The organism is Chryseobacterium sp. (genome assembly GCF_022869225.1).
Lineage (GTDB): Bacteria > Bacteroidota > Bacteroidia > Flavobacteriales > Weeksellaceae > Chryseobacterium.
Map to the genome: position 1 here is coordinate 4,419,482 of NZ_JALIHL010000001.1, position 19,922 is coordinate 4,439,403.

The window sequence follows — 19,922 nt, forward strand, 5'->3', positions numbered from 1 at the left end:
GAAGAAAGCATCCTATTTTTATTTCAGTTAAATTTTAAACATAAATCCCCGCGAGATCTTTTTGTTGTATTTTTTTTCGTCAAAGCGGTAAAGAAAAGACCCTTTTCTCGATGAGCTCATATCCTTTTTATGGGTGTTGACAAGAATATTCATACTATTGATCTTGCTGGTAAAATTCCGTTTGTCAAATTTTTCATTTAAAATGGCTTCATAAAGATTCTGAAGATCCTTCATCGTGAATTTTTCGGGAAGAAGCTCAAACCCTATAGGTCCTGTGGAAGCTCTTCTTCTCAGTCTGGCTACGGCATCCTTTACCATATCATTATGGTCGAAAATAAGGTCAGGTGCTTTCTGAAGTTCAAACCATTTTGCACTGTATTGTTCATTGATCTGAATATCTTTTTCAATATTAATAAGCGCATAATAAGAGATTGACATGATTCTGGCTGTCGGCTCACGTTTAATTTCCGTATAACATTTCAGCTGTTCAAGATAAATATTTTCAAGACCGGTTAATGTGCACAGAACCTTGTTGGCCGCTTCATCAGAAGTCTCGTCATTTCCAATGAATCCTCCCATCAGTGACCATTCACCCATCTGTGGTTCAATATTTCTTTTTACTAAAAGGATTTTGAGATTTTCACCGTCAAAACCGAAAATTATACAGTCAACAGCAATAAGGTGTTTGGGATATTTTGAGTAATCCTCAGTCATCTTTTATATTTTTATACAAAGGTAAATATTTTATGTATAAAATTTTATATAAATGTGATTTGTACACTTTTTAACAGAATCAATTTATTATTGATAAAATGCTGCTCTTTAACCGTATTTTGGGAGGTAAAACTGTTCTTAAAATGTAAAAATACCATTGAAATAAGATTAAATATATATAAATTTAATGTTAAAATTATGTTAAAATTCTGCTTAAGGTACAGAATGGATAATACAGGGGGCTTAACCTTAAAAATACGATAAGCTATTTATAATATTGTTGAAATTTTTGTTATTGTCTATTATGAATTCATTTTAATAAGCAGTCTGTATCGTTTTACAGTCCTGTTTTTCTGTAAATTTATAATCTTATTTTTTATGATAAGGTAGTGCATTTTTTGTTATTTTTAAGGCTTTATGAAAGGTTTTAAATGAATAATTAAATGAAGCGGAAGGTAAAAATGTTTCGTATATAGATTCTTTCCATTATTTTAGAAATGTTGAATTAACATTTATAAATGAGCCCGAAACTTTCATTCCTTTTATTGTGTCTTGCTTCATTTGCCTCTGCACAGGTAAGGAAGAAAATTCACTATTTCCCTTTGGAAACTGTAAAGTTATCGGAGAGTGTTTTCAATACAGCAATGATGGCAGACCGGAAATATCTCATGGCGATGGAACCGGACAGGCTTCTGGCACCCTATCTTAAAGAAGCCGGGCTGAAACCAAAAGCGGATCATTATCCCAACTGGGAAAATACAGGGTTGGACGGCCATATAGGAGGACACTATATTTCTGCACTATCCTTAATGTATACTTCTACAGGAGATCGCAGAATTAAGGAGAGGCTAGAATATATGGTCAATGAGCTGGAACGCTGCCAGAATGCATCACCCGATGGATATATTTCAGGGATTCCGGATGGGAGAAAAATCTGGAAAGAGATTAAACAGGGGAACATACGGGCTTCAGGCTTTGGGTTGAATGACCGCTGGGTGCCTTTGTATAATATTCATAAACTGTATGTAGGATTGCGTGATGCCTATTGGTATGCAGAAAGTGAAAAAGCAAAGAAAATGCTTATAAGGCTTACGGATTGGATGATCGGGGAAGTCTCAGACCTTGCTGATGGACAGATACAGGACATGCTGCGCAGTGAACATGGAGGGCTTAATGAAGTTTTTGCAGATGTTTATGATATCACTCATGATAAAAAATATCTGCAGCTGGCTCACCGCTTTTCACATCAGGCTGTCCTTACCCCTCTTTTGTCCGGAGAAGATAAGCTTACAGGCCTTCATGCCAATACACAGATCCCGAAGGTAATCGGCTACAAGCGTATTGCCGATCTTGAAGGCAATGAGCATTGGAACAACGCCGCTGACTTTTTCTGGCACAACATTACAGAAAAAAGATCATCCGTTATCGGCGGAAACAGTGTTAGTGAACATTTTAATCCGGTCAATGATTTCAGCAGCATGATAAAAAGTATTGAAGGCCCGGAAACCTGCAATACCTACAATATGCTTAAGCTGACCAGACAGCTGTTCGCAACAATGCCTGAATCATATTATATGGATTATTATGAAAAAGCATTGTATAATCATATCCTTTCCACAGAAAATCATGATCAGGGAGGTTTTGTCTATTTTACCCCGATGCGTCCGGGGCATTACCGTGTGTATTCACAACCTCAGACCGGTTTCTGGTGCTGTGTAGGATCCGGCCTGGAAAACCATGCCAGATATGGGGAAATGATTTATGCCCGTTCGGATAAAGATTTATATGTGAATTTGTTTATCCCTTCCACGCTTACATGGGAACAGCAAAAAGTAGTACTGCGCCAGGTCAATAACTTCCCTGAAGTTCCGGAAACAGCATTTATTTTTGATTCAGCAGGAAAGTCAGAATTTAATTTAAAACTGAGATGCCCGAAATGGACAACGCCTTCGGAAGTAAAAATTCTGATCAATGGAAAACAGGAAAAAGTACAGCGTGGTTCAGACGGGTATTTTACACTGACTAAAAAATGGAAGAAAGGAGATGTGGTGAAACTGATACTACCCATGCATCTTTCTGCAGAACAATTACCGGATCAATCCAATTATTATGCATTTAAATACGGACCTGTAGTGCTTGCCGCAAAATACGGAACCGAAAACCAGCATGGACTTCTTGCTGATGACAGCAGGAGCGGTCATATTGCTCACGGTCCGCAGATTCCTTTAAACGAAATTCCCATTATCCTTGGAAATCCTTCAGAGGTTGTCAACCATGTTAAGCCCATCAACAATAAAACACTAAATTTTACCATTACAGGACTTTATCCGTCTGAAAAATTCAGGGAAGGCTTACGTCTTGTGCCGTTTTACAGTATTCAGGCAGAAAGATATATCCTGTACTGGCCGCAGGCTGACAAAAACTGGATAGAAAATACAATACAACAGAGAACAAAAGAAGAAGAGGAAACTAGAAAGCTGGATATCACCACGGCAGATAAAATCCAGCTGGGTGAACAGCAGCCGGAATCAGATCATTTTATGGAAAGCAAAGAATCAGGCACAGGATATATGGAAGACCTTCATTTCCGTGATGCCAAAGGATGGTTTAGTTATCAGATGAAAAATCATGGAAAAAATGCCGTGTACCTTTATCTTCTGTATTTTGATGCCAATGCTAACCGGGTACTGAATATTGAAATTAATGGTAAAAAAATCATTGCTCAAAATCTGGGTGGAAAGTCCGGAAGTTTAGCCCAATATCTTGTTATTCCAATACCTGATTCAGAGAAGAATAAAGAAAATCTTACGGTAAAATTCCTTGCAGAAGAAAAATTAATGACAGCTAAAGTAATCGAAGTTCGTTTACTGACAGCGAATTACGAAAAGAAACAAAACTAAAAACAGATTTTCCCCATGAAAAGCAAAACGATATACTTATTATTTTTTCTGGCAGCAATTTGCAGTTTTCATGCAAAGTTAAGGCTTCCTGCTTTGGTTTCAGACGGAATGATTCTTCAGAGGAATCAGGATCTGAAGATCTGGGGATATGCAGATGCCGGGGAAAAAATTACAATTAAGTTTATTAATAAGACGTATACTGCCACAGCTGACCAAAACGGCAACTGGACCCTTATGCTTCCGAAACTTAATGCCGGCGGTCCATATATCATGACGATTAATGAGATCATGCTTAAAGATATTCTTATTGGTGATGTGTGGGTAGCTTCAGGGCAATCCAATATGGAACTTCCAATGCGCAGATTGAAGCCTCTGTATGAAAATGAAATTAAAAACGCCAATAATCAGAATATAAGATTCTTCACGGTTCCGCAGAAATACAATTTTAAAGCTCCGCAAAATGATCTTGAAGGAGGAAAATGGGAAAGTACCAATCCTCAGACCATTCTTAATTTTTCAGGGGTTGCTTATTTCTTTGCCAAAGAGCTTAACGAAAAGAATAAAGTTCCTGTAGGAATTATTCATACAAGCCTGGGAGGATCTCCGGTTCAGGCGTGGATGGATGAAAAATCGCTGAAAAAATATCCGGAATATCTGACGGAAGCGGAGAAATGGAAAAATGATGATCTGATAAAATCTACCGAATCTCAGGAACAATCCCTAAGCAAAGCATGGTATGCAGAGCTTGATCAGAGTGACATCGGACTGAATCAGCACTGGGAAAAAGACAATGTAAATGATTCCGGATGGAAAACCATGACGGTGCCGGGATCATGGGAGGATCTTGAGGGCTCATTTGATGGTTCAGTCTGGTTCCGTAAAGAAATTATCCTGCCTAAAGGAACAGACCGGAAGACCGCATTCCTGAACTTAGGAAGGATAAAAGATGCTGATGTTACCTATATCAATGGAATTAAAATAGGAAATGTAACCTATGAATATCCGCCGCGCTGGTATGAAATTCCGAAAGGCGTTTTAAAAGAAGGGAAGAACACAATTACAGTACGAATAATCAACGGGAGCGGAAAAGGGCAGTTTATTGACGATAAACCTTATTACCTCGAAATCGACGGACAAAAAACAGACCTGAAAGGCGAGTGGAAATATAAAATAGGAGCCAGGATGGAAAAAATGGCTCCCGGACAGACTTTTATCCGCTGGAAACCGGTCGGACTCTATAATGCTATGATTCACCCGCTCATCAACTATAAGATCAAAGGATTTATCTGGTATCAGGGGGAAAGCAATACAGGAAAGCCAAAAGAGTATGCAGATTTGCTGTCAACAATGATTTCAGACTGGCGTTCAAAATGGAACAAGAATGATCTGCCGTTCTTCATTGTACAGTTGGCCAATTTTATGGAGAAAAAAGATGAACCATTGGATAGCGGTTGGGCTGAGCTGAGAGAGCAGCAGAGACAGGTTTCTCTTCATGTTCCTTATGCAGGACTGGCGGTAGCTATTGATGTAGGAGAATGGAATGATATTCATCCGCTCAATAAAAAAGCAGTGGGTGACAGGCTGGCTTTACAGGCACTGAAAATCGGGGAGGGAAAAAAAATCATTGCTGACGGACCTGTTTATCAGTCGATGAAAAAAGAAGGAAATGCAATTATTCTATCCTTTAAACCCGGAACAGATGATCTGATACAGGGAGATCTCAAAGGTTTTGCCATACAGCAGAAAGACGGCAGCTACCGATGGGCAAAGGCAAAAGCAAAAGGCAATAAAGTCATTGTATGGAATGATCAGATAACTATTCCTGCTAACGTACGATACGATTGGGCAGATAACCCGGATGGGAATCTTAAAAATAAAAGCGGGCTTCCGGCTTCACCTTTTACAACAGAAAACAATTAATTTAACATAGAAAATCATATCAAATTCAATGGATAATCAGCCACAAAAAATATCGGTAACAGAGAAAGTGGGATACAGCCTGGGAGACCTGGCAGCCAACCTTGTTTTCCAGACCTTAGTTACCTACCTTACCTATTTTTATACCGATATTTACGGATTAAAAGCAGAGGATGCCTCTGTGATCACTCTTACGGTGGGTTTAATCGCTGGGTTTGGTTTTAACCCGCTTATAGGAGCGCTGGCAGACCGTACAAGCTCACGATGGGGGAAATTCCGTCCGTGGATCTTATTTACCGCAGTACCGCTTGGTATTGCTGCGTTGTTAGCCTTCAGCACACCTCATTTTTCTTATCAGGGCAAAATGATCTATGCGGCGGTGACCTATTCATTATTATTGTTATTATATGCTTCCAATAACTTACCCTACGCAGCTTTGAGCGGTGTTATTACAGGAGATATGGGGGAAAGGAACAGTATTTCTTCCTACCGTTTTGTTGCAGTAATGTTTGCACAGTTTTTTGTACAGGTGTTTATGCTGCCTATTATTTTATCTGTTGGTCATGGAGACAAGGCGCAGGGAATTGAGACTGTAATGACATGGCTGGCTGTGATTGGCTCTGTAATGCTGCTGATCACCTTTTTTACCACCAAAGAAAGAATCATTCCCAAACCTGAGCAGAAATCAAGTCTGAAAGAAGATTTAAAAGATTTATTTCAAAACAGGCCGTGGATCATTATGCTTACTGTGACAGCATTTATATTTATCACCCTGGCAATGAAAGGAGGATCTTATGTATACTATTTTAACAATTATGTGGATGAAAATGCACTGAAGAGTTTTATCTCGCCCATTACATCATTTTTTAATTCTGTAGGGATGAATTTCTTCGGGGAAGATCCAAAGTCTGCAGGATTCGGATTGTTTAATGCCGGAGGAATTGTGATGATGATTGTAGGAATCACATTCTCTAAAAAACTGGCAGACCGATATGGAAAACGGGACACTTTTATTGCGTCATTATTCATCTCTACCCTGTTTATCCTGTTCTTTATATTGTATCCTCCGAAAGCGGTGGGAATCATGTTTTTATCACAGATTGTACACGGATTCTTTTACGGAATCAGCACTCCGCTTTTATGGGCCATGATTGCTGATGTGGCCGATTATTCAGAATGGAAGAACAACCGCAGGGCAACGGCCATTATTTTCTCTGCAATGATGGTGGGATTAAAGGTAGGTCTCAGCATAGGAAGCTCTCTGGTAGCACTGATTATAGGAAAATACGGATACATTTCGGTACATGGTAACGAACAGGTTATTCAGCCTGAAACAGTGGCGGCAGGAGCGAAAATGCTCGTGAGCATATTTCCTTCAATACCGTTTTTCATTGCATGCGGCCTGCTTTTATTGTATAAGATCAACAAAAAAATGGAAGTTCAGATCGAAAGGGATCTGGCTGAAAGAAGAAAATAAAAACGATCAATATGAAACGTATTTTAATTGGTTTGGCAGCTGTTACCGCTTCCGGTCTGTCGGCGCAGAAATCTGACTGTTCTTTAAAAAAGGCATTTCAGGATAAATTCTATATCGGAACAGCCATGAGCCTTCCTCAGATTGACGGTACAGATCAGAAAGCGGTAGCTATCATTAAAAAACAGTTCAGTTCCATTGTTGCCGAAAACTGTATGAAGTCTATGTTTCTGCAGCCTCAGGAAGGGAAGTTCTTTTTTGATGATGCCGATAAATTTGTTGATTTCGGGATGAAAAACAATATGTTCATCATCGGGCATACTTTAATTTGGCATTCGCAGCTTCCAAAATGGTTTTTTTCAGACAATAATGGAAAGGATGTTTCTCCGGAAGTATTAAGACAACGCATGAAAAACCACATTACAACAGTAGTTTCCCGTTACAAAGGAAAAGTAAAAGGATGGGATGTGGTGAATGAGGCCATTCTTGAAGACGGATCCTATAGAAAAAGTAAATTTTATGAAATTCTGGGTGAAGATTTTATTCCCTTGGCATTTCAGTATGCACAGGAAGCCGATCCCAATGCGGAATTATATTACAACGATTATAATGAATGGTATCCTGAGAAGGTTAAAACAGTCATCAAAATGGTTGAAAAGCTTAAATCAAGAGGAATTCGTATTGATGGGGTAGGAATGCAGGCCCATGTCGGCATGGATTCACCTTCCATGGAAGAATATGAAAAAGCGATCTTGGCCTATGCCGGAGCGGGAGTTAAGGTTAATATTACAGAGCTGGAAATTAGTGCATTGCCTTCACCGTGGGGAAGTTCTGCCAATGTTTCGGATACCGTTGCCTATCAGAAAGAAATGAATCCTTACACAAAAGGGCTTCCCAATGAGGTAGAAATGAAATGGGAAAAACGTTATCTCGATTTCTTTGGTTTGTTTTTAAAACATAAAGATAAAATAAGAAGAGTAACCTTATGGGGCGTTACCGATAAGCAGTCCTGGAAAAATGATTTTCCGGTGAAAGGAAGAACGGACTATCCATTACTTTTTGACAGGAAGGATAAGGAAAAACCTGTGGTGCAAAAAATAATAAAGCTTGCAGAGAAAAATTAAAATCAAAAGAATTTTAACTGAATGAAAAAATCAAAATATTTATTTCCGGAAGATTATATGGCAGATCCTTCCGTTCATGTTTTTGAAGGTAAACTGTATATCTACCCCTCTCATGACCGGGAAAGCGGAATCGAAGAAAACGATAACGGTGATCATTTCGATATGAATGATTATCATGTATTTTCACTGGATGATGTAAATAGCGGAGAAATTAAAGATCATGGCGTAGTGCTTTCCGTGAAAGATGTTCCCTGGGCAGGCAGGCAGTTGTGGGATTGCGATGTCGCCTTTAAAGACGGGAAATATTATATGTATTTTCCTCTGAAAGATCAAAATGATATCTTCAGAATAGGAGTTGCAGTGAGTGACAGGCCTTATGGTCCTTTTATTCCTGAAAAACATCCGATGATGGGAAGTTACAGCATCGATCCCTGTATTTTTGAGGATAACGGAAAATATTTTATGTATTTCGGAGGAATCTGGGGCGGACAGCTGCAACGGTACAGGAACAATAAGGCATTGGAATCTGCAGTTATTCCGCAGGATGACGAGCCAGCTATTGCTTCAAAAGTGGTAATGCTGAGCGATAATATGCTGGAATTTGCTGAGGAGCCGAAAGACGTTCTTATTCTGGATGAAAATGGAAACCCTTTGCTTCACGGTGATGAGCACCGTTTTTTTGAAGCTTCGTGGATGCATCAATACAATGGCAAATATTATTTTTCATATTCTACGGGGGATACCCATTTGATTTGCTATGCAACCGGCGATAATCCTTACGGTCCGTTTATTTTTCAGGGTGAAATTCTGACCCCTGTTGTTGGATGGACCACGCATCACAGCATTGTAGAATGTAAAGGGAAATGGTACCTGTTTTTCCACGATTCGGTTCCGAGTGGCGGCAAAACATGGCTCAGAAGTATGAAAGTTATTGAACTGGAATATGATCATGAAGGAAAAATAAAAACGATTGAAGGTCTGGAAGATCAGCAATAAAAATAGGTAATCATTTTAAAATTTTCCAATGCAGTATCTTAGAGTATACACCCTGTTTTTTCTGATGTTCCCGTTACTGATTTTTGCGGAAGACGGAAGTCAGCTCTGGCTTCGGTTTCCTGCAAAAAAAGGAATATCAATAGATCAAATTATTTCTAAAGGGAACAGCCCGATGCTGGATATTGCCAGAAAAGAACTGAGCAGCCACTGGCAGGGGCAGGCGGTGGAACTTCGTACGGAAAATTCGGCTAAAAGTCTGAAAGACGGATACAGAATTGTTTCCACTCCTGAAAAAATTGTCATTTCTGCAGGAAAAGAAATAGGACTATTGTATGGTGTTTATCATATTTTGCGGTTACAGCAGACAAAAGCTGATCTGTCTCACTTAAATACTATTGAAAAATCTTCATATGATGTACGGATTCTTGACCATTGGGATAATCTGGATGGAAGTATTGAAAGGGGATATGCCGGAAGATCACTTTGGAAATGGGAAGATTTACCCGGCAAGATTTCTCCGCGCTACGAAGAATATGCGAGAGCTAATGCTTCAGTGGGAATCAACTCGGTTGTTTTGAATAACGTTAACGCATCTCCCAATATGCTTCGGGAAGATTATCTCAAAAAAGTAAAGATTTTAGCAGATATTTTCAGGCCTTATGGCATAAAAGTATACCTGTCCGTGAATTTTTCCTCACCCAAAGTATTGGGCGGATTACAAAATTCAGATCCCCTGAATAAAGAGGTGCAAAAATGGTGGAAAGACAAAGCGGCTGAAATTTACAGGTTGATCCCTGATTTTGGCGGATTTTTGGTGAAAGCTAACTCCGAAGGACAGCCGGGGCCCCAGGATTACGGAAGAACCCATGCTGACGGAGCCAATATGATGGCCGATGCATTGAAACCTTATAAAGGAATCGTAATGTGGAGGGCATTTGTCTACAGCCCAAGTAAAGACGACAGGGCGAAACAGGCTTATCTGGAATTCGTGCCTCTGGATGGTAAATTCAGGGATAATGTGATTATTCAGATTAAAAACGGACCGATTGATTTTCAGCCCCGTGAAGCTTTTAATCCACTGTTCGGTGCTTTGAGGAAAACCTCCGAAATGGTAGAATTTCAGATCACACAGGAATATCTGGGCTTTTCAAACCACCTTGTTTATCTGGCTCCTTTATTCAAAGAAACATTGGAAAGCGATACGTATTCTGACGGACAGGGATCTACGATTGCTAAAATTACAGACGGTACACTAAGACCTGCAAAAATTACAGCCATTTCAGCCGTTGCCAATATCGGAGAAGATGCCAACTGGACAGGCCATCATTTTGCTCAGGCTAACTGGTACGCGTTTGGAAGACTGGCATGGAACCACCAGCTGAGTTCAGAGCAGATTGCAGACGAATGGATTAAAATGACGTTTACAGATAACCCAAACTTCCTGAATCCGGTAAAAGAAATCATGCTTTCATCCAGGGAAACCGCCGTGGATTATATGATGCCTTTAGGCCTTCACCATATCTTTGCGGGTGGACATCACTATGGCCCTGAGCCATGGGGAAATTATAAAGGCGGAAGGCCGGACTGGTCACCTGTATATTATCACCAGGCTGATGCGCAGGGAATTGGTTTTGACAGAACAAAAACAGGGAGTAATGCTGTTTCACAGTATTTTCCGCCACTTGATGAAAAGTATGGGAATATCTCAACCTGCCCGGAAAATCTTATTCTATGGTTTCATCATGTTCCGTGGGATGATACAATGAAAAATGGTAAAACGCTGTGGGATGAGTTGTGCTATACTTATGATTCCGGAGTGAAAAAAGTAAGAGATTATCAGAAAATATGGGATCGAATGGAACCTTATATTGACAGACAAAGGTTTGCCGATGTTCAGTCAAAGCTCAGAATTCAATCCAGAGATGCAGTTTGGTGGAAAGAAGCCTGCCTGCTTTATTTCCAGACTTTTTCTAAAAAGCCTATTCCCTATGACATTGAACGTCCTGTTCATGAGCTGGAAGATCTGAAGAAAATCAAACTGGATATGACCCATCATAATTAAAAATGAGGCAGCTCTTTTTCCTTATCGGAAATGAGAGCTGCCTCAAAACAATAAACTGTAAGTAAAATTTTAATCCAAAATAATTTGGAATGATATAAAATTAGTCTGGAAATAGTCCGGTTTATCGGAGAGAAATCATTTTGTTAAAAATATTCCCGTTTTCTTCGACTCTGATTATATATTGGTCTGCTGTTTTGGGATCAAGATCAAAAGTGATATCCACTTTGCCGTCAGCATATTTTTTGCTGGAAGCATAATAAGTTGTATTGGAAAGGTCATACACTGAAATGCTTACAGGCCCCTTCACATCAGACATATGGAGTTTTGCCATATGACCCGAAATTGTATATTCCGGTTTATTGACTGCACTTATGGGATTTTTTTCCACTTCCATCACATTCTCAGCACTGATTTTTATTTTGTACTTCTCTATCTTCATTTCGGATTCTGCCACCAGATAATAGGTTCCCGGAACAAAATTCTGAAAATCGTAAGTTTTTGTTACATGATTTCCATCCGCCAGATTTTCGGAATATAACTCATCATGTGCATTGTTATAGATAAAAACAGATACACTCCTTACATTTGAAAGCTCAAAATGTAAGATTTTTGCTTTTATGTTTCTAAAAGAAAGGGAAAAGTCCCTGTCCTTACTCATTAAACTTGCTGAAAACAATAAGGATCCTGCAAGAAATACGGATTTTAATAATGTACTCATGGGCTAAGGCTTTTAGTGATAATGATAATGCAAAGCTAGAACAGCATCGCTGATCAGGCTACAATGAAATTTTCATATATATGTCCTATATTAACCTTATTTTTGTTTTATTAATATATTGTTTGTTAATTTTGTGTATAAAATTATTTATTTCAGCCTATGAAGCATTTACATCCTTCTTTTGAAGCTATACGGCCTAGTATAGGAAGTAGTTTTACCAGCCTGAAATTTCTTACCGATGAGAATATAAAATCCCATGTCTGGCACTACCACCCTGAGATTGAATTGATTTTTGTCTGCAAAGGATCGGGAAAAAGACAGATAGGAAGCAGTATTTCTTATTTTTCGGATGGTGATCTTGTTCTCATCGGAAGCAATCTTCCCCATTGTGGGCTTACCAATGAAAATACCCATAATGACTACGAAATGGTGGTACAGTTTAAACCTGATTTTTTAGGAGAGAATATCTGGAATATACCGGAGTTGCAAAGGATTTCCGCCCTGCTTGAGAAATCCAAGGCTGGAATCGTATTTGGTGAGCAGGTGAAGAAAACAATTGGAAAAAATATTGTTGAGATGCATGAAGCTTCCTCTTTAAATAAACTGTGCAGATTCCTGAATATACTGGATGAGCTGGCTGTTACTCAGGATTACAGGATTTTAAATGCCGGAAAGTATTATCTTCAGACACAGGTAGAGGACAATGAAAGAATCAATCTCATATTTAATTATGTAAAAGACCGTTTCAGGGAAGTGATCATCCTGGAAGAAGTCGCTGATCTCGCCCATATGAAAGTGCCGTCTTTCTGCCGCTATTTTAAAAAGATTACCAATAAAACCTTTACCCGGTTTGTTAATGAATACAGGATTACCCATGCTCTTAAGCTTCTTGCTGAACAGCCTTTAAGCATAACGGAGGTATGCTTTGAATCCGGGTTCAATAATTTCAGTTATTTTAATAAGACCTTTAAAGAATATATGGGAAAAAGCCCTTCGCAATACAGGAAAGAATTTAATTACTTCATGGAATAATTTTGCCGGAAATTCGTGAAAATTCTGAGGAAAAGATGATTTATTAAAATATAAGTGTAAATTTAACATTTATAAATAGTATAACAATCTATGACGTTTTTTATTGATACTGCCGATCTGGCGATGATAGAGGAATGTTCTCGGGATTCCGGAAATCCTTCAGCTATGCCGAAAGAAGCCATTCTTAAACATCCACTGACAGATTCAGGATCAGAACAGTTTATCAAAGATTCACAAAAAAGGAAATAAGATTGGGGCAGAAAAGGAAAACCTTCTGTTATAAATTTAGTAGTTTTATACATCAGATCATTTTATCAGAGAAGATTGATATGCATGAACAGTTAGTCAACCCAACCATAGAAAAGTTTAAAGCCGAATTCAAAGCAGAACCGGAACACATTTTCCTTTCTCCCGGAAGAATCAATATTATCGGCGAGCATGTGGACTATAGCGACGGCTTTGTACTGCCGGCCGCCATAGACAAATACATCTGTTTTGCTGTTCGTAAAATTCCTCAGACTCATCGGTGTACCATTATAGCCAAAGACCTTGACGAAAAATACACATTTGATGTCACCAGAAAGGTAAAACCGGTCCGGCAGATGTGGATGAACTATATTCTTGGCGTTTTTAGCCAGTTACAAAAGCCGGAAAACCTGTTTTGCGGTATGGAAATTGTCTTCAGCAGCACCATTCCGATGGGAGCCGGGCTTTCCTCATCAGCAGCTCTTGAATGCGGTTTTGCGTATATCCTCAATGAGCTTTTTGATCTTCGGATATCACCAAAAGATATTGCGGTAATCGGGCAGAAGTCGGAACATTCTTTTGCAGGAGTTCAGTGCGGAATTATGGATCAGTTTGCCTCCGTTTTCGGAAAAGAAAATAAGGTAATTATGCTCGACTGTAATTCTCTGGAACATCAATATTTTGATGCAGATCTTAAAGGATACAGTCTGTTGCTTTTCGATAGCTGTGTAAAGCATAGCCATTTGACATCCGGTTATAATGAAAGGCGTAAAGAAGTTGAACACGGCAAAAAAGTCCTATGGAAAAACTTCCCGGAAATAGAAAAATTCAGGGATTTTACGATGGATATGCTGGATATGGCAAAAGAAGAAATGGGAAATATCTCATACAAAAGATGCCTTTATCTTCTGAAAGAAATTCAGAGAGTAGAAATGGCAGCAAAAGCTATTTCAGAAGGGAACTTTGAATATCTGGGAACACTGCTGACGGAAACTCATGCCGGGCTGTCTGCTGAATTTGAGGTCAGCTGCAAAGAACTTGATTTTTTAGTAGATCAGGCATTACAGCAGGAAGGTGTGCTGGGAGCAAGAATTATGGGAGGCGGTTTCGGAGGCTGCAGTATCAACCTTATTCAGGAAAATAAGGCTGAAGAAGTGATCCGGACTATCAATGAAAAATATCTGGAAAATTTCAATATTCAGATGAAAGTTTATCATGTTAAAATTTCCGACGGGATAAAAGAATACACTAATGAATACATCATTTGACCGTAAAAAGCACCCTCACAGAAGATATAATCCTCTTTTGAACGAATGGATACTGGTTTCTCCACAGCGGGCAAACCGGCCATGGCAGGGGCAGAGGGAAAAAACAGCAGAAGAGGACCGTCCTGTATACGATCCGGATTGCTATCTGTGTTCCGGAAATAGGCGGGCTAATGGAAGCCGAAATCCTGCGTACAAGGGAACCTATGTCTTCAATAATGATTTTGGAGCATTGCTGAATGAAGAAATTGATTTTTTTGAAGAACATTCCGGATTTTTCACCCTTCTTCCGGAACGCGGAATCAACAGGGTAGTTTGTTTTTCTGAAGATCACAGCCTTACCTTACCGGAAATGTCTGTGGAACAAATAAAAAATGTTGTAGAAGTATGGCAGGCGCAGTTCAATGAACTGGCCGCTTTGGACCATATCAATTATATTCAGATTTTTGAAAATAAAGGAAGCATTATGGGCTGCAGTAACCCTCATCCGCATGGACAGATATGGGCGCAGTCATCAATTCCGGCTATGGTTCAGAAAACCCAGGATCAATTGAAATCCTATTTTGAAAAAAATAAAAGAACATTACTGGAGGATTATCTTAAGCAGGAAATCACAGCTGCAGAGCGTATTATCACAGAAAATGAGCATTTTGCAGCATTGGTGCCGTTTTGGGCATCATGGCCTTATGAAACCATGATTATCAGTAAACAGAAAAGAGAAAATATTTCTGCATTTTCTGAAGAGGAAAAAGAATCTCTTGCAATGGTTCTCAAGAATCTGACCACGATATACGACAATCTCTTTGAAACATCATTTCCTTATTCTGCAGGAATCCACCAGTCGCCTACAGATGGCCAAGAACATCCCGAATGGCATTTTCATATGCATTTTTACCCACCGCTGCTCAGAAGCGCGGAAATTAAAAAATTTATGGTAGGATATGAAATGCTGGCAGAACCCCAGAGGGACATCACCCCGGAGCAAAGTGCAGCAATATTAAGAAGTCTGCCAACAATTCATTATAAGAAAAAACAATAAAATCACCTGATTTTGAATTAATAATTTCTGATTGAGGCCGGTTTGAAGCTGTGAGCCGGAAGAAGGAAGTACTAATTATTGATCTGCTTTTATCTTTTTAAAAGTAATATTAATGTATTGTGATTATCTCATTATAACTGAAAATAACTTCCGGCATCCTTCTTCCAGCCTCCGGCCTTTTAATCTTTCCTTAACCCAAACTAACATTAAAATCAATATCTTTGAAAAAGAATAAGCAAATTGTGATTCTGATACGTACAGAATATAGCTTTTCCCTATAAAATTATGGAACAGATTAAATTAATTGTTACCGATATGGATGGGACATTTCTCAATTCCAGTCATGAAATGAGCCCTGAATTTTCGGATGTTTACAAGGAACTGAAAAAAAGAAATATTGTATTTGTACCCGCAAGCGGAAGACAGATGCCGGGCATCACCCATTATTTCGGAGAAATAGAGAGCGAGATCGGGTTTATTGCTGAAAATGGCGGCTATGTTATCTATAAAGATCAGGAGCTTTTTGCCGATATTCTTGAATATCAATATATTGTTGAAATCATCAAAGCTGTTCGTGAAATACCGGGAGCCAAAGCTGTATTGTCAGCTAAAAAAATGGCTTATTATGAAACCGAAGATCAGCAGTTTGTAGACTTTTTCTCAAAGTACTATACTGAAAACATGAAAAAAGACGATCTTACGGAAAAAATTGATGATACAGCCTTTAAAATAGCGGTCTATCATCCGGATGGTTCTGAAAAACACCTGTATCCTGCTCTTAAAAGATTTGAAGAATTTAGTCTCGAAGTGGTTGTTTCCGGGGAGTATTGGCTGGACGTTATGAATAAAGATATCAATAAAGGAAACGCCCTGAAAATACTTCAGGAATCTTTAGGTATTTCTTCGGAAAACACGATGGCTTTCGGAGATTATATGAATGATATAGAAATGCTGAAGAATGCCAAATACTCGTATGCAATGAAAAATGCCCATCCGAATGTAAAGCAGGTGGCCAATTTTGAAGCCTGTACGAATGACAGCTTTGGAGTATTGAAAACGATTAAGGATTACCTGTATTTTAATTGATTTTGTATTATAAAAGGCTTTTCAGGCTGCTCTTAAGCAAATATAAAGCTGGTGAGTGGGTCCTGTTTGGATTTAAACTTAACAATAGTATATGCAGATAATCAACTATACGAAGGATTTTAAAGAAAAATGTCTTGAAATCTTTAAAAGTAACTTGCCAAAGTTTTTTGCATATGAAGAATTGCATTTATTTGAGCAGTTTTTGGATGAAGACATTCATGAGAATTATTACGTTGTTTACCATGATAACGAACTCATTGCTTGCGGAGGAATATTTTTGAATGAGAAAACGAAGGAAGGCGGTCTTGCATGGGGAATGGTTCATTCAAAATATCATAGAAAAGGGTTCGGAAAGCTTTTTACCGAATATAGGATCAATCTATTGAAAAAGGTATATCCTGGTAAAATTTATCGTATTGAAACTTCTCAGCATACGGCACCGTTCTATGAGAAGATGGGCTTTATTACTGAGAATATTGTTATCAATGGCTTTGCCAAAGGCATTGATAAATATATAATGAAAACAGAAAGCAGATGATATAATCTGATTGAATGTTTGTTATAGGCCGGAATATCGACTTAAGATTAAAAAAATGAACCAATCAACCGACAGAAAGCCAGCCAAAACCTGCTATGAGCATATCGGCGGAAAATTAGGACAACTTCTTTTAGAGCAATTTGTTGAGAAAGGCTGGATTGCCAAGGATAATCCTGGAGATCGTCATTTTTATATTACTGAAAAAGGACAGATAGAATTTACAAAACTGGGTGTTGACCTTTCGCAAATAAAGGCAGAATAACAATCCTTCATGTTAACATAATGAGTGGATCTTATTCCGGTATTAAATTCCGTCTTCGTGTTGAAAATTTCATGGTCATAATAGTCCATGGCGTTATAAAAAATAGAAACTCATAACGAAATTAGCGGTATAATGAAAAAATATGATCTGGCAAGGTTAGATTACTTTTTTGTCTGATTTTATATTTTTCATCATTGATATTTAATTTCAGGACATAAAAAAAGACCTACTATATCTAATAGTTGGCCTTTTTGTTTTAATATACAGTGTTGATGTAAACTTCTGATTATAATAAGTTATTCTAATTCTTCCACAAATATTTTGACAACAGAAGATGTTGTCGGGTTGGTCTTATCACTGCTAAGAATTGTATTGACACGATACATTTTTCTGGAAGAGATCGCAGAAATAATATAAGAGGTCATATCATCATTATTGGGCGTCAAGCCATCTCCGTCTAATGCGACATACGTATTAGCCACTACATTTCCCCTTCCGTAGCCTCCGGACCCTGTAGTCGCTCCTGAACCAAACAGCCATCTGGAAAATGAATAATTATTCTGAGTTGTAAACTTAAATTGGAAGCGTGCACCTACCTGATATACATTTGGTGAGGTTCCTGCAAATCTTACACAAATGACACCGATACACGTTTCAGAATTTGTAGGCGTAGAAGCATTGATGGGTGCCGTAGTTGTCGTTGCGTATTTCAAAACTTTTTGATTTACAGGAACTGTACTTTGCCCCAGTGATGTCAGTATCCAAGTCGATCCGCTGGTAGCCCCGTTACTTTTTACAGAGGCAACATACCCAGCTGGAATGATAATGGTATTGGAATTGGCAACTTGGCTGTCAATTGTTTCTGCTCCGTTTGCCTGTAAGGTAATGGTACTGCTTGCACTTCCGTTTCTTATCTCATAAATACGGCCTCCAAAATTTCCATTTCCTGATAGGGCTGCCGGTAATGAAATGGTGATATTAGATGCTCCTTTATAATCAAGATACTCATCTGTAGATGTTGCGCTATCACTTCCCGCAAGTAATCTATATTTCGTTGACATGGAGCCATTAACGACTAATGTACTGCCAGGTATTGTCGTATTAATACCCACCTGAGCTTTTGGGAAGAAAAGGAACCCTAAAATACTCAATAAAAGAAAATTATTTTTCATCTTTATTCATTTTTATACAAATATAATTCTTTTTAATGCAAGCTATAAATAATTGATAATCAGTAATTAATTCACGATATTATATTGTGTTTATCTATTACAAATTCTAATGTTTTCGGGATTTCAGAGAGAATAAAAAAATAATTTTTTTTTTTAATTTAGGTTTTAAAAAACCTATAGAGTAGCCACTTATTTAAGTCTTTGAATTTTTTGTATTGTTCGATCCCTTTTTTAGTGGCCGTTTTGTTTATTCAAATCTAATTGCTATTAAATAATAATGTGGAATTTTGTAGTTGTCATATAGCTTTTCGGGGTCAATACCAGATTGAGCAACTTCGCAGTATGCTTCACTTTTGTCCTTTCTCACATAAGGCATCATATAGGCTAAAAAGTAGTTTGTTCCCTTTAGATTAATAGGAAGATCTGACTTATTCCCGAAGAAACTTTTCAAAGTAAACTTATCCCTTTCAGTTGGCAGCACAGCGTATTTTCTTTTAGAAGAGAAACCTCCAAATTGAAATTGAATTTTAAAATAGTTGAAGTCAGACATCTTAGTTAATACAGCAAAAGATAAACTGTCAGTCTTAATTCTAAAATATTCATCTTCTTTAGAATTAAAAACCGTATCAATCTTTGTTAATTTTCCTTTCTTAAATTCTTTAATTATAATTTGATAGTTTTTTCCTTTAAGACTGTCTGATTTAATAATGAATTTTTCGTTGTTTATACCTTCAAAGTATAGAATGCGTTGCAAGTCATTAAAACTAAGCCCTTCCTTGGCTTTAATTATTGCATTGGTCTGTGCATAGGAAAAATATCCTAAAAAAATCATTAGAGTAAGAGCTAATTGTTTTTTCATATTTATCTGTAATGGGTTGTTCGTTAAAATTACCGCTAACGGTTTTTGGGGCTTTGCATTTGAACGAGTTTCGTAGTGCAAAGTTTCAATTAATTACTAAAATTAAACAGAAGTACAAGCTTAAAGCCCGTATGTCAGCCCACTGTTAGTGGCAGGTGTTCTTTCGTGAGGTGCAGCGATTCCGAAACAGTGTGAATAGCCATCGTCGTCTCTAGGAAAAATACACAAAAAAAAATTATTTTCATCTTTAGTGTTTAGTGATTTTATTCAAATATAATTCTTTTTAAAACGCAAGTGTTAAATGATTGATAATCAATATTTAATTCTCGGTATGGTGTTATGTTTCCCATTATTAATTCTGATGTTTTCTGGATTTCAGAGAGAATATGTAAAATAATTTTTTCATTTAGGTTTTGGTACTGTAAGGGTGACATTGTTGCGGACCTGTTGGTAAACCGTATGATATATTGTGAAAAAATGTATATTTGTTTTAGTGTTTTCAGTAATACTAATTGCCT

Annotated in this window: 17 protein-coding genes; 13 read left to right on the forward strand and 4 right to left on the reverse strand. The window is 38.0% G+C overall.

The genetic code is table 11. From position 1 onward, the window contains the following. Positions 1 to 27 precede the first annotated feature (27 nt). Positions 28 to 714 carry an NUDIX domain-containing protein gene (locus MUW56_RS20635; RefSeq protein WP_292014964.1) on the reverse strand — a complete coding sequence of 229 codons (687 nt, stop codon included), beginning with the start codon at positions 712 to 714 and terminating at the stop codon, positions 28 to 30. A gap of 518 nt (positions 715 to 1,232) precedes the next feature. Here MUW56_RS20635 and MUW56_RS20640 point away from each other — a divergent pair. Genes MUW56_RS20640 through MUW56_RS20665 form a run of 6 tightly spaced genes read left to right on the forward strand, consistent with a single transcriptional unit; the run spans position 1,233 to position 11,187 of the window. Beyond that, complete coding sequence (locus tag MUW56_RS20640) at positions 1,233 to 3,614, forward strand: glycoside hydrolase family 127 protein (RefSeq protein ID WP_292014965.1); 2,382 nt, start codon at positions 1,233 to 1,235, stop codon at positions 3,612 to 3,614. 15 nt (positions 3,615 to 3,629) lie between these two features. Further along, positions 3,630 to 5,534, forward strand: a complete 1,905-nt coding sequence (locus tag MUW56_RS20645) for a sialate O-acetylesterase (protein ID WP_292014966.1) — start codon at positions 3,630 to 3,632, stop codon at positions 5,532 to 5,534. Positions 5,535 to 5,562: 28 nt separating this feature from the next. Next, positions 5,563 to 7,008 (forward strand): MFS transporter, encoded by a 1,446-nt coding sequence (locus tag MUW56_RS20650; RefSeq protein ID WP_292014967.1) that lies wholly within the window; start codon positions 5,563 to 5,565, stop codon positions 7,006 to 7,008. A gap of 11 nt (positions 7,009 to 7,019) precedes the next feature. After that, on the forward strand, positions 7,020 to 8,129 hold the full coding sequence (locus MUW56_RS20655) for an endo-1,4-beta-xylanase (RefSeq protein WP_292014968.1): 1,110 nt from the start codon (positions 7,020 to 7,022) through the stop codon (positions 8,127 to 8,129). A gap of 21 nt (positions 8,130 to 8,150) precedes the next feature. Continuing rightward, entirely contained in the window at positions 8,151 to 9,125 is a 975-nt protein-coding gene (locus MUW56_RS20660; RefSeq protein ID WP_292014969.1) for a glycoside hydrolase family 43 protein, read from the forward strand. A 28-nt stretch (positions 9,126 to 9,153) separates the two neighbouring features. After that, complete coding sequence (locus tag MUW56_RS20665; protein WP_292014970.1) at positions 9,154 to 11,187, forward strand: alpha-glucuronidase; 2,034 nt, start codon at positions 9,154 to 9,156, stop codon at positions 11,185 to 11,187. Positions 11,188 to 11,308: 121 nt separating this feature from the next. On the opposite strand, the gene MUW56_RS20670 is transcribed toward MUW56_RS20665, so the two are convergent. Next, positions 11,309 to 11,905 carry a hypothetical protein gene (locus MUW56_RS20670; RefSeq protein ID WP_292014971.1) on the reverse strand — a complete coding sequence of 199 codons (597 nt, stop codon included), beginning with the start codon at positions 11,903 to 11,905 and terminating at the stop codon, positions 11,309 to 11,311. A gap of 159 nt (positions 11,906 to 12,064) precedes the next feature. Between MUW56_RS20670 and MUW56_RS20675 the strand changes: the two genes are divergently transcribed. From MUW56_RS20675 to MUW56_RS20705, 7 genes are all read left to right on the forward strand, one after another. Further along, positions 12,065 to 12,937 carry an AraC family transcriptional regulator gene (locus MUW56_RS20675; RefSeq protein ID WP_292014972.1) on the forward strand — a complete coding sequence of 291 codons (873 nt, stop codon included), beginning with the start codon at positions 12,065 to 12,067 and terminating at the stop codon, positions 12,935 to 12,937. Between the two features lie 90 nt (positions 12,938 to 13,027). Then, entirely contained in the window at positions 13,028 to 13,186 is a 159-nt protein-coding gene (locus MUW56_RS20680; protein ID WP_292014973.1) for a hypothetical protein, read from the forward strand. 80 nt (positions 13,187 to 13,266) lie between these two features. Beyond that, on the forward strand, positions 13,267 to 14,451 hold the full coding sequence (galK, locus tag MUW56_RS20685) for a galactokinase (RefSeq protein WP_292014974.1): 1,185 nt from the start codon (positions 13,267 to 13,269) through the stop codon (positions 14,449 to 14,451). Further along, on the forward strand, positions 14,435 to 15,487 hold the full coding sequence (locus tag MUW56_RS20690) for a UDP-glucose--hexose-1-phosphate uridylyltransferase (RefSeq protein ID WP_292014975.1): 1,053 nt from the start codon (positions 14,435 to 14,437) through the stop codon (positions 15,485 to 15,487). Before galK ends, MUW56_RS20690 begins: the two co-directional genes overlap by 17 nt. Before the next feature lie 285 nt (positions 15,488 to 15,772). Then, positions 15,773 to 16,573 carry an HAD family hydrolase gene (locus MUW56_RS20695; protein WP_292014976.1) on the forward strand — a complete coding sequence of 267 codons (801 nt, stop codon included), beginning with the start codon at positions 15,773 to 15,775 and terminating at the stop codon, positions 16,571 to 16,573. Positions 16,574 to 16,664: 91 nt separating this feature from the next. Continuing rightward, the gene (locus MUW56_RS20700) at positions 16,665 to 17,111 is read left to right on the forward strand and encodes a GNAT family N-acetyltransferase (protein ID WP_292014977.1); all 447 of its coding nucleotides are present in this window, start codon (positions 16,665 to 16,667) and stop codon (positions 17,109 to 17,111) included. Between the two features lie 55 nt (positions 17,112 to 17,166). After that, entirely contained in the window at positions 17,167 to 17,373 is a 207-nt protein-coding gene (locus tag MUW56_RS20705) for an ArsR family transcriptional regulator (RefSeq protein WP_292014978.1), read from the forward strand. A 296-nt stretch (positions 17,374 to 17,669) separates the two neighbouring features. Here the strand turns inward: MUW56_RS20705 and MUW56_RS20710 are convergent, their stop codons facing one another. Both MUW56_RS20710 and MUW56_RS20715 read right to left on the reverse strand, forming a co-directional pair. Continuing rightward, the gene (locus MUW56_RS20710) at positions 17,670 to 18,545 is read right to left on the reverse strand and encodes a hypothetical protein (protein ID WP_292014979.1); all 876 of its coding nucleotides are present in this window, start codon (positions 18,543 to 18,545) and stop codon (positions 17,670 to 17,672) included. Positions 18,546 to 18,792: 247 nt separating this feature from the next. Continuing rightward, positions 18,793 to 19,404, reverse strand: coding sequence for a hypothetical protein (locus tag MUW56_RS20715; protein WP_292014980.1), 612 nt, complete (start codon positions 19,402 to 19,404; stop codon positions 18,793 to 18,795). Positions 19,405 to 19,922: the final 518 nt, after the last annotated feature.